Source organism: Phascolarctobacterium succinatutens (assembly GCF_023497905.1).
Classification (GTDB): domain Bacteria; phylum Bacillota; class Negativicutes; order Acidaminococcales; family Acidaminococcaceae; genus Phascolarctobacterium_A; species Phascolarctobacterium_A succinatutens.
The window spans coordinates 1,288,521-1,299,654 of sequence record NZ_CP097284.1; the positions used below are offsets into that span (position 1 = coordinate 1,288,521).

Genomic DNA, 11,134 nt, shown 5'->3' on the forward strand with positions numbered 1-11,134 from the left:
TATTAAAAAAATTATATTACTGTTACTGCTGTTTGTCAACGAGGAAATTTATTAGCATCTTCTTATAACAGCAAGTGTAAAGATTTTACAAAAAGAGTATACACATAGGCACAAGCAAACTATCAGCGTGAATTATTCCATATTCGGTTGTGGTTTTATCTATCAAGTACAATATCCATCAGGCTCTTGTAATCCGTTACCTGACCGTAATGCACTTCGCCATTGGAAAGTTTTTCAAAAAGCTTTTCGGCACATTTAATTTTTGCCTGCTCCATAGATTTCAGCTCCATACTTTCATTAGTTCCTTTGGTTTCAGCAATGAAATATACGTACTTAATCTTTCCCTCTTTAAAAGCAATTGCCCAGTCAGGCGAATATTTGCCTACAGGTGTCGGAATGTAAAAGCCTCGCGGAAGCTTTGCATATACTGCGACTTCATCTGCTTTATCCAGATTTTCAACAAATTTACGCTCCACACTCTGCTCTGCCGTACCGTCAGTAACAACATAATCCGTTACGGCACGCAATGCAGGAAATACTTTTGATAAAGCTACACGATGACATTCCGCCGTGAAGATTTCTTTGTCAAAAACTTCATTTGTCGTATTGTAGGTAACGCCTTCTACAATCAGGCCGGCCTTCTGTTCGTTAATCAGACGTGCAACCTTGCTGATAAACTCTTCCGGATTATCACGGAATTTCCTGTACTTCATCATATTGATTCTGCTCAAAATAGCAGCAACAGTGCAACGTGTTAAAGAAGTCCGTTGCGTCAGCTCGTGCAGCAAATCATACTTCAAGCTGCTGTCATGAGCATTTTCCAATACATTTGTAGTATGTGAAGGTGCTACAAAGCTGGTTTTTTGCTCTAATTCATGCGCCTGCATATTATTTTTCTGATATCCGACGCTCAATGTATAAAGTGTCTGAGTAACCTGCAGCTTGGCATCAATCGCTGCCACAGCCTTATCAATCAGCACATTACTGTCAATCTTTACGGTATAAGCACACTTACGGTTGATACGCTTCCACAGCTCCTGGAATTCCTGCTTTTCAAAATTCTTATTGTTGAGCTTGTTTTCAACGGTTGTCTGATTACCGTTAGTAATCATATCCTTAAGCGAATCCTTATCATACAGGCTCTTAATCAGTACATGTACAGCAGGCTCAATATCCTTAAGCTTATCCTGCACAGGCTCCAAAGTACCGTTGGCGGCATCCTGCTTATATTTTTCGGTGATTCTGTCATCATCGTCAAGATAATCATGTCTATCAAGATATTTCACTATCTGACGTGCCTGCTCGCCTTCAATTTTATAAGTTTCATCGCCAACCTTTACTACTCTGCCGAAGAAGTACTCTACAGATACCTTTTCAGGACGTTCATACAAAGCTTTTTTGATTTCATCCTGCAGGCTGTCGACAAAATCGGCATAGCTTTCACTGGCAATAACCGTCAATTTATTGACCACATGCACATTAGCTCCGCATACGCTTTCATCCATGCGCTCACCCTGCTGATTGACGCAGATACGCATACCACGGCCGACCTCCTGACGCTTATTGACATTGCTGTTGGACTGCTTCAAGGTACAGATTTGGAAAACATTGGGGTTATCCCAGCCTTCACGCAACGCGGAGTGAGAGAATATAAAACGCACAGGATTATTAAAGCTTAACAGTGCTTCCTTGTTGCGCATAATCAAATCATAAGCTGATTCATCGTTAGAAGTATCCTTGCCACGTTCACATTTACTGTCAACGCTATGGCCTTTTTTATCAATACTGAAGTAGCCTGTATGCACTGCACTTACATCCGCAGCCATATTTCTCAGATATTCGCCATACGGCGTTTGATAAAGCTCCTGCATCCTATCTCTGAAAATTTTCTGATATTCTTCTTCAAATATTTTGCCGTATTCGCCCAGCTTTTGTGTGCCATCTTCGTCATATAATCTGTATTTGGCAACCTCATCAATAAAAAACAGCGATAAGGTTTTGATGCCCTGCGCAAAAAGCTGTTCTTCCTTTTCAAAGTGAGATTTTATAGTTTCACGAATCTGTACACGACGCAAATCAGACATTTCCTGACTGTTGTTAGCAACTTCACCGCCATGTAATTCTTCTCCGTTGGTAAATCTTACGCAACCTGTATCGTTGGCATCAATGTCACTGATTTTGTAGCCTTCGTACTGCAGCATGCCGTTAGAAAGCTCATACAGATTATCTCCGTAAGCACAATTGCGTAAAACACGCTTTACAGTACCGCTTTTCAGCTGCTGTTCAAATTCCAGCTTTACCATGGGAGGTTTATTTTTGGAAGTAACAAAGCTGTCGCAGTAAAGGTAACCGTCAATGCCTTTAAGATTTACAACCTCAATACCCTTAACCTCTATCTTTTTGACCAGCTTATGATTATAGGCATCAATCGCATCTAAACGATATACTTCATTATGCTCCTGTTTATGCGTAGCAGAATAATTGACGCTGAAAAGCGGATTAAAGCGCTTCATTGCTTTTTGCGTAACATTACCTGCCAACTTCTGTGGCTCATCGATAATCAAAATCGGATTAGTTTTGGCAATAACATCAATAGGCTTGCGTGAACCGAATTCATCACGTTCACTGTAAATAATCAATGCACCCTTATCACCGCCACGGCCTTCCTTATTCTTCTCCTCATTCAAGGACTTAGCAAAGGCTTGATTATTAATAATCATTACGTTGATTTCGTTGCTTTTGGCAAAATCATCAATCTTCGTCAGATTCTTGCTGTCATAAATAAAATAGCGCGCTTTCTTGCCATACTGGCTCATGAAGTGCTCTTCCATAGTTTCCAGGCTTTTTTTGACGCCTTCACGGATTGCGACGGAAGGCACGATAATAATAAACTTATTCCATCCATACTGCTTATTCAGCTCAAACATAGTCTTGATATAGACATAGGTTTTGCCTGTACCTGTTTCCATTTCAATATCAAGACTGCACTTTCCCTGACCTTCTATAAGCTCCTTAGACGGAGTTATATTATTATTGCCTTGAATAAGCTTAATATTTTCCAGAAGCTGCACCTTATCCAATTTTATTGGCGCATTAGCATAACCAAGTATTATATCCTGCTTGGCTTCCTGTTCATCAAGCTCCTGCTGAAACAAGTTATAACCATTGCTATTCTTTGCTTTTTTTGTTTTCACCGGCACAAGTCTGCCCGGATCAAAAAAGTAGCTGGTATCCTGCGCAGGACGCACCTGTCCCTTGAACACGTCAATCACTGCATTAACAGCATCCGTCTGGTACTGCTGAATTTTAAAACTGAACTTCATTACAGCACCCTCCTCACTGTTTGCGGACTATAGGTGTTGAAAATCTGCTCAAAGTTAATTGCTACGCTGTCATCAGCCTGCGAGCTGTCACGCATAACAAAATAGCTCGGCATTTCTTTGGCAATGGCAGTAATAACCTCATCCGTCACGTTCTTATCAAAGCATGCCATTAAATGACCTTGCGCCACGTTGTAGACAGTTTTGCCGGCAATGCTTATCTTTTCGATTTTGCTGGAAAGCGGTGTATCCAGCTTCAGCATAGCATCAAACAGCAAATCCTCATCGCTGCGGTCTTTTTTGATATTGTCAATAAACAGGCTTTGTTGTTTATCCATGTATTCCTTCGGCGTGAAGTACACGTCCTCCATGTTACTACTGTCGCATTTCAGCACGCGGAAGCCGATGTCTAAATCCTGGGTTGTCAGCGGATTTTCTTCTTTGATTTTCTTGCCTGCACGGCGTATGCGCTCCTTGCCGATTTCGCAGATGTTTTTGTAGCCTGCTTTGTACGCTTCGCTGTTTTCAGCACATTCTTCCGGTAATTGCACCATAATAAAATTACGCTTACCGCCATCTTCGGCGTTAAGCTGCATGACTGCGTGAGCGGTGGTGGCAGAACCGGAGAAGAAATCAAGAACAAGGGAGTCTGCAGAACTTAATACAGTAATTAACTTTTTTAGTAAAAACAATGACTTTGAATAATCAAAGATCTTTTTTTCTTTGGCTATGTCACAACAAACGGTTGATTTTTGACGAGAAATAGCGCATAATAATAGTAGGAAATAGTACCACCGAAGGAGGTAATTGGATATGCCTACTATCAAAGACGCATTAGATATTATCGGTAAGTTGACTGTTGCAGAGCAGGAAAGCCTTAAAACAATGCTTTTAAGCACTGCCTTTGTAAAGTCTTTGAATATTGAAGATTTCGTGGCAAAGGAACGCTTTGCAAATGGTCGTGTATGCCCTCTTTGTGGTTGTATTCATGTGGTTCGTAACGGTCATCGTAAAGACGGTACGCAGCGATATGTATGCAAGGATTGTGGCAAGTCCTTCGTGATTGCTACGAACTCCATTGTGTCTGGTACAAGAAAAGACTTGTCCGTATGGGAACAGTATATTGATTGTATGATGAATGGTTTATCCATTCGTAAGACTGCTGTTGCTTGTGGTATTCATAGAAACACCGCTTTCCTTTGGAGGCACAAGATTTTAGACGCTCTTCAGAATATGGCAGACGATGTTACTCTTAACGGCATTATTGAGGCTGACGAAACTTTTTTCGCCATCTCGTACAAGGGCAATCATAGTAAGAGTAAGACATTTACTATGCCACGCAAGGCTCATAAGCGTGGTCATTCTACACATATCAGAGGCTTGTCCAAAGAAAAAGTATGTGTTCCTTGTGCGGTTAATAGGAATGGCTTGTCTATCTCCAAGATTACGAATACTGGTAGAGTTTCTACAAAAGATTTACATCATATTTATGATGGTAGGATTAAGACCAATTCCACTCTTGTTACGGACAAGATGAACTCCTATGTGAGATTTACGAATGCCAACGGCATTGACCTTGTACAGTTAAAGACGGGCAAAGCCAAGAAAGGCATTTATAATATACAGCATATCAATAGCTACCATAGTCAGTTAAAGAGGTTTATGCGTGGTTTTAATGGTGTTTCCACCAAATATCTGAACAACTATCTTGTGTGGAATAACCTTGTAAATTATGCCAAAGAAAGTGACATGGAGAAAAGGAACATCTTCTTGACTTTCGTTTTGGCAACATTGAAAACTGCTAAATGCAGAGACTTATCAAACAGACCAGCAGTTCCTCTGGTCGCCTAATTAGAAGTTGTGGAGGTAAAATATAGATGAATCAAGGTAGAATTATTGTAATCACAGGTGCGCCGGGGACAGGAAAAACTACAACGGCATCTGCTGTTGCAAAAGAATCAGATTTGGAAAAGTCTGTGCATATGCACACAGATGACTTTTATCATTATCATGTAAGAAAGCCAAGCGCAAGGGAGTATGATGATTGCTGCAATGAATTTTGGAATGTAACACCTTATGTTATTAAAGGATTGTGCCGTAAGGAAATTTTATTTGCTATTGATCATTTTAATCAGATTGTTCGCCATGAGCTGCTGAGAATGATATCATGGAAGGTCGGCATCGAAACAGGCTTTAAATTAAGTGTAGGCAAGAACTATAAGTTTATTGAAAGGTATATATCCGAGGATTTGTGGGAGAAACTTTTGTCCACCTACCGGATGGATTCCTATGAAAACATATGGGAAGCATTATTTCTATGCCATCAATTGTTCAGGGCGGTATCCGGTGAGGTGGCGGAAAGGCTTCATTATGCCTATCCGGAGTATGATAGGAATATAACAAAATATACCAGGGACATGTATAAAAAATACACTGGTAAAACCGGCTGCCTGGATAGCACATATGCCGCTGATATAGAAGAGAGGCGGGAACAGTGATTACAGAAATGAAAGCAGGGCACCTGAAAGATATCGATAAACCCAGCGAACCATTTGAGGTGATAGGTAAGATTATACCGAGGTATGAAAACGAGAATTGGACCTTTACAGAATTACTCTATGAAGCGCCATATTTAAAAAGCTACCAAGACGAAGAGGATGAAGAGGATGAGGAGGCAGATTGCCTTGAATATATTGACAATACTGATAAGATAATATATCTTTACTACCAAGACGATAAATGCGTCGGAAAAGTTAAACTGCGAAAAAATTGGAACCGGTACGCTTATATAGAAGATATCGCCGTATGTAAGGATTTCAGGGGGCAAGGCATAGGCAGCGCGCTTATCAATATATCTATAGAATGGGCAAAGCATAAAAACTTGCATGGACTAATGCTTGAAACCCAGGACAATAACCTTATAGCTTGTAAATTCTATCATAATTGTGGTTTCAAAATCGGCTCCGTCGATACTATGTTATACGCCAACTTTGAAAACAACTTTGAAAAAGCTGTTTTCTGGTATTTAAGGTTTTAGAATGCAAGGAACAGTGAATTGGAGTTCGTCTTGTTATAATTAGCTTCTTGGGGTATCTTTAAATACTGTAGAAAAGAGGAAGGAAATAATAAATGGCTAAAATGAGAATATCACCGGAATTGAAAAAACTGATCGAAAAATACCGCTGCGTAAAAGATACGGAAGGAATGTCTCCTGCTAAGGTATATAAGCTGGTGGGAGAAAATGAAAACCTATATTTAAAAATGACGGACAGCCGGTATAAAGGGACCACCTATGATGTGGAACGGGAAAAGGACATGATGCTATGGCTGGAAGGAAAGCTGCCTGTTCCAAAGGTCCTGCACTTTGAACGGCATGATGGCTGGAGCAATCTGCTCATGAGTGAGGCCGATGGCGTCCTTTGCTCGGAAGAGTATGAAGATGAACAAAGCCCTGAAAAGATTATCGAGCTGTATGCGGAGTGCATCAGGCTCTTTCACTCCATCGACATATCGGATTGTCCCTATACGAATAGCTTAGACAGCCGCTTAGCCGAATTGGATTACTTACTGAATAACGATCTGGCCGATGTGGATTGCGAAAACTGGGAAGAAGACACTCCATTTAAAGATCCGCGCGAGCTGTATGATTTTTTAAAGACGGAAAAGCCCGAAGAGGAACTTGTCTTTTCCCACGGCGACCTGGGAGACAGCAACATCTTTGTGAAAGATGGCAAAGTAAGTGGCTTTATTGATCTTGGGAGAAGCGGCAGGGCGGACAAGTGGTATGACATTGCCTTCTGCGTCCGGTCGATCAGGGAGGATATCGGGGAAGAACAGTATGTCGAGCTATTTTTTGACTTACTGGGGATCAAGCCTGATTGGGAGAAAATAAAATATTATATTTTACTGGATGAATTGTTTTAGTACCTAGATTTAGATGTCTAAAAAGCTTTAACTACAAGCTTTTTAGACATCTAATCTTTTCTGAAGTACATCCGCAACTGTCCATACTCTGATGTTTTATATCTTTTCTAAAAGTTCGCTAGATAGAGTTCTATATTAGAGATGTAAAGAGTTTTGGTGAAGAGGTTTGTGAGTATGGCTTTTATAACCAGGGTGCAATGAGAAGCACTAACAGCAGCTAGCTTAAGAACGCATAGGATATACTTTTTATGGAAGTCACAGAGGAGGAATAAAATTTGAACAGGATTAACAGAGTAAAGATGCATAACACCATGAACATTTTCCTCGTTATCAGCTGCGAAAAAGATCAGCAGGTGATTGTCTATTGTTTGCCACGAGACTGCACGAACCGGAGTTCCTGCTTCCACACCGGAAATAGTGTTGCCTTCCGGTGAAGGAATATAGTCACATACCGCTTCCAGCCTACCGGCTTCTGTATTGGCATAATGAAACTCCAAATCATAGAGCCACCCTATACAAAACAGGGCAACAAGTGCGGAAAGAATTGCCGCTATTAAGCGAGTGCGTTTAACACGCTTTAAAAATCTAAGTGCACGCTGTGGCGCTTTTTCAATAGGAACCTGCCTGCGCATATCCTCTTCAAGCTGGCGGCAGGCCGCACAATGCTCAATGTGTTCTCTGACCATAGCAGAGGTCTCTGTCTCGGTCAATTCTTCAAGATAGGATGGGAGTAAATCCCTGACTACGCAGCAGTCAAGATTGGTTTCACGCATTGTTATCACCTCCGATAATCTTTACAAGTTTTTCCTTACCACGATAAAAGCGCACTCGAGCCCATACTTCGCTGTGCCCAAGAATGTCACCGATGTCACGGAAAGAGAAATCACCGGCTAATCGCAGATGGATTACTTCACGAGTTTCGGCATCTAACTGTTGCATTGCTCGATATAGTGCAAAACGCTCTTGCCGGTTCTCAAACTCTTTCGTGGGATTATCAGGAGCCGCAACATGAGTAAGTTCGCTTTCTTCCACAAGAGTGGTGCGCTTACTTGCGATTTTTTCTTGTACTGCGGAAACAGTATCTTTGACTCAAACTTCGCAGGTAAAAATCCCCTGCACCCCTTGAAAGTCCAGGCTTTGTAAACAGAAAAATAGCATGAGTCTTGCCAGTTTGGTATAATTATGTTGGCTCAAAAACATACCAAGCACCGGAGGCTCATGCTATGAAAAGTATATCACAAACCACCCAGCAGATGGAATCCATCTCGAAGAAAACTTCGGCGTTCTTCCGTCGTTATCATGTCGGCCAGATTCTGCGCGCGGCCAACGCTTGCAAGCTCAAAGGATTTTCCTCCATTCTCGTTTTCCTCGTGCTCGTAAGCATCATCTTCGAGAACCGCTCGCTCTATATGCAGCGCCGACTTCACGAGGATTCGCTGCCGTTCGGCAAGGACACGGCTTACCGCTTCTTGAACTCCTGCCACACGAACTGGCGCAAGTTCACGCTGCTTCTTGCGGCGCGGATCATCAACGAAACCATCAAGCCGCTGACGGATGCCGGCCGGCGTTGTGCCATCGTCGTCGACGATTCGCTCTTCAGCCGCTCGCGTTCCAAGCGCGTGGAACTCTTGGCGAACGTCTACGACCATGTGAGCCGCCGCTATACGAAGGGCTTCCGCTTGCTCGTCCTCGGCTGGACGGACGGGAACACGTTCCTGCCACTCACGTTCTGCCTTCTTTCAACCTCGAAGGAAAAGAACCGGCTCAATGAGGCCAGCGCATCCGTCGATGCAAGAAGCAACGGCGGAAAGCAGCGCAAGCTCGCGCAGATGGAAGCGCCAGCCGTCGTCCTCAATTTGTTGCAGGAGGTCAAGGCGACAGGAATCCCCGCGCAGTACGTCCTCTTCGACACATGGTTCTGCTCGCCGTCGTCGCTGAAAGCCATCCATGACCTCGGCTATGACGTCACCGCTATGGCAAAGAAGAGCAAGAAGGTGCGCTACCCCTGCGAAGGGAAGATCTCGAACGTCAAGGCCATCTACAAGGAACACAAGAAACGCCGCGGACGCTCGCGTTACCTCCTGTCCGTCGATGCTGTCGCGACGAAACAGGGAGAATCCCTCGTGCCTGTGCGATTGGTCTTCGTGCGGAACCGCAACAAGCGGAAGGATTATCTCGTCCTCGTCACGACAGACCTCTCGCTTTCGGAGGAAGAAGTCATCCAGCTCTACGGGAAGCGCTGGGGCATCGAGGTGTTCTTCAAAGCGTGCAAGTCCTACCTGCGGCTCGGCAAGGATTGTCGTTCCGTCTCCTACGATGCGATGACGGCGCATGTCGCCGTCGTCTGCACACGATATATGCTCCTGGCTGTCGAGGAACGTGAGAACACGGATGGGCGAAGCCTCGGCGAGCTCTTCTATCTGGGGCTTGATGAGCTTCCGGACTTGAAGTACATGGAAGCGCTTCGCCTCGTGTTGCAGGAGTTTGCGGAGCAGCTTCGGGCAGAATATCCGTCAGAAGTCTTGCTGGTCGAATCGCTCTTGGAACGATTCCTGAACGATCTGCCCGCTCTTTGGATGAGTCGTCTGCGTGCACAGAAGTGTGCGTGAATGGCTTTCGACATTCAGTTCAAGCTGATTTATCAAGGCATACGGGATGTTTTCCGTGTGCGAAGTTTGAGATCTTTGATTGAATGCGTAGTTGTATCTATAACATTTAATTCATAGATTCCCAAATTGGAAAATTGCTTCCACATTGTTTCAACTAATTCAATATTTGTTTCTCTGTCTAACTTTGAGCGTTCGATAGCTCGCTTCATAGTTTCTTCTTTACTTGCCCTTAAAACGATATACAAGGCGCGGAAATTTTAAAGCTCGAAGTGCCGACGGTGTTTGGAAAGGCAGGAGAGGTTCTTAAAAAAGCGGTGGAGCAATACAGACCCGACGCGGTGGTGTGCGTAGGTCAAGCCGGAGGGAGAGCCGCCATTACTCCCGAGATGATAGCCGTGAACATAATGGACGCGCGCATTCCCGACAACGCCGGAAACAAGCCGTGCCACGAGCTTATAATAAAAGAGGGAAGAGAAGCGTATTTTTCCTCACTTCCGGTGAAGGATATCGAGAAAAATCTAAATGATAACGGAATTCCGTCGTCGGTATCGTATGGAGCGGACAACGAGTAAAAGAGTGACCGCCGAGATAACCCATTGCTCGGCGGTGTTCCTTTCCAAGTTAATTGCGTGATATAGATTGAAAAGTGGATAGATTTATGATACAGTGAATAGATTTATGATATAATGAGTTATCAACAAATCGGAATTTGTGGAGGTAAAATATAGATAAATCAAGGTAGAATTATTGTAATCACAGGTGCGCCGGGGACAGGAAAAACTACAACGGCATCTGCTGTTGCAAAAGAATCAGATTTGGAAAAGTCTGTGCATATGCACACAGATGACTTTTATCATTATTTGAGTAAAGGGGCAATACCACCGCATTTACCAGAATCAAATGAGCAAAATTTGATTGTCATTGAAGCGTTTTTAGAAGCTGCGAAGCGATATGCTCGTGGTGGATATGATGTAATTGTTGACGGTATTATCGGACCGTGGTTTTTAAAGCCGTGGCAAAGTCTTGTTCGGGAACATTATGAGGTGCATTATATTATTTTAAGGGCAAGTAAGGAAGAAACCTTGAAGCGAGCTGTTGAACGCTCAAAGTTAGACCGAAAGACAAATATCGAATTGGTAGAAACCATGTGGGAGCAATTTTCCAATTTGGGAATCTATGAATTAAATGTTATAGATACAACTACGCATTCAATCAAAGATACTGTTTCAGCAGTAAAAGAAAAAATAGTAAGCGGTACGGCTTTACTATTTTAGACAACTT

At 43.0% G+C, this 11,134-nt stretch carries 9 protein-coding genes and 4 pseudogenes; 8 read left to right on the plus strand and 5 right to left on the minus strand.

The features are described 5' to 3' along the window. Positions 1–155: 155 nt before the first annotated feature. Both M5E81_RS06105 and M5E81_RS11310 read right to left on the minus strand, forming a co-directional pair. Positions 156–3,323: a type III restriction-modification system endonuclease gene (locus tag M5E81_RS06105; protein ID WP_249747035.1), complete on the minus strand. Its 3,168-nt coding sequence runs from the start codon at positions 3,321–3,323 to the stop codon at positions 156–158. Beyond that, the gene (locus tag M5E81_RS11310; protein ID WP_272881114.1) at positions 3,323–4,219 is read right to left on the minus strand and encodes a DNA methyltransferase; all 897 of its coding nucleotides are present in this window, start codon (positions 4,217–4,219) and stop codon (positions 3,323–3,325) included. Before M5E81_RS11310 ends, M5E81_RS06105 begins: the two co-directional genes overlap by 1 nt. Between M5E81_RS11310 and M5E81_RS06120 the strand changes: the two genes are divergently transcribed. The 5 genes and pseudogenes from M5E81_RS06120 (at position 4,134) to aph(3')-IIIa (ending at position 7,244) form a co-directional block, all read left to right on the plus strand. Continuing rightward, positions 4,134–5,171 carry an IS1595-like element ISCco2 family transposase gene (locus tag M5E81_RS06120; RefSeq protein ID WP_002814786.1) on the plus strand — a complete coding sequence of 346 codons (1,038 nt, stop codon included), beginning with the start codon at positions 4,134–4,136 and terminating at the stop codon, positions 5,169–5,171. The genes M5E81_RS11310 and M5E81_RS06120 overlap by 86 nt on opposite strands. 26 nt (positions 5,172–5,197) lie before the next feature. Beyond that, positions 5,198–5,326: pseudogene (locus tag M5E81_RS11435) on the plus strand (AAA family ATPase); the annotation flags it as partial. Further along, positions 5,327–5,818 (plus strand): annotated as a pseudogene (locus M5E81_RS06130) (aminoglycoside 6-adenylyltransferase); the annotation flags it as partial. Then, positions 5,815–6,357 (plus strand): streptothricin N-acetyltransferase Sat4, encoded by a 543-nt coding sequence (sat4, locus tag M5E81_RS06135; RefSeq protein ID WP_000627290.1) that lies wholly within the window; start codon positions 5,815–5,817, stop codon positions 6,355–6,357. The pseudogene M5E81_RS06130 and the gene sat4, both read left to right, overlap by 4 nt. A 92-nt stretch (positions 6,358–6,449) precedes the next feature. Further along, positions 6,450–7,244: an aminoglycoside O-phosphotransferase APH(3')-IIIa gene (gene aph(3')-IIIa / locus M5E81_RS06140; RefSeq protein ID WP_001096887.1), complete on the plus strand. Its 795-nt coding sequence runs from the start codon at positions 6,450–6,452 to the stop codon at positions 7,242–7,244. A gap of 659 nt (positions 7,245–7,903) precedes the next feature. Here aph(3')-IIIa and M5E81_RS11440 read toward each other — a convergent pair. Both M5E81_RS11440 and M5E81_RS06150 read right to left on the minus strand, forming a co-directional pair. Beyond that, a pseudogene (locus M5E81_RS11440) lies at positions 7,904–8,017 on the minus strand (anti-sigma factor family protein); the annotation flags it as partial. Then, entirely contained in the window at positions 8,010–8,276 is a 267-nt protein-coding gene (locus M5E81_RS06150) for an RNA polymerase sigma factor (protein WP_223201969.1), read from the minus strand. The gene M5E81_RS06150 and the pseudogene M5E81_RS11440, both read right to left, overlap by 8 nt. Before the next feature lie 191 nt (positions 8,277–8,467). On the opposite strand from M5E81_RS06150, the gene M5E81_RS06155 reads away from it, so the two are divergent. Next, a complete protein-coding gene (locus M5E81_RS06155; protein ID WP_249747014.1) occupies positions 8,468–9,853 on the plus strand; it encodes an IS4 family transposase in 1,386 nt (461 codons plus the stop codon). A gap of 32 nt (positions 9,854–9,885) precedes the next feature. Here M5E81_RS06155 and M5E81_RS06160 read toward each other — a convergent pair. Then, positions 9,886–10,098: pseudogene (locus M5E81_RS06160) on the minus strand (AAA family ATPase); the annotation flags it as partial. 33 nt (positions 10,099–10,131) lie between these two features. Between M5E81_RS06160 and M5E81_RS06165 the strand changes: the two are divergent. Next, positions 10,132–10,425, plus strand: a complete 294-nt coding sequence (locus M5E81_RS06165; RefSeq protein ID WP_009145957.1) for a pyroglutamyl-peptidase I — start codon at positions 10,132–10,134, stop codon at positions 10,423–10,425. A 156-nt stretch (positions 10,426–10,581) separates the two neighbouring features. Then, the gene (locus tag M5E81_RS06170) at positions 10,582–11,127 is read left to right on the plus strand and encodes a P-loop nucleotide/nucleoside kinase family protein (protein WP_226313799.1); all 546 of its coding nucleotides are present in this window, start codon (positions 10,582–10,584) and stop codon (positions 11,125–11,127) included. Positions 11,128–11,134 lie beyond the last annotated feature (7 nt).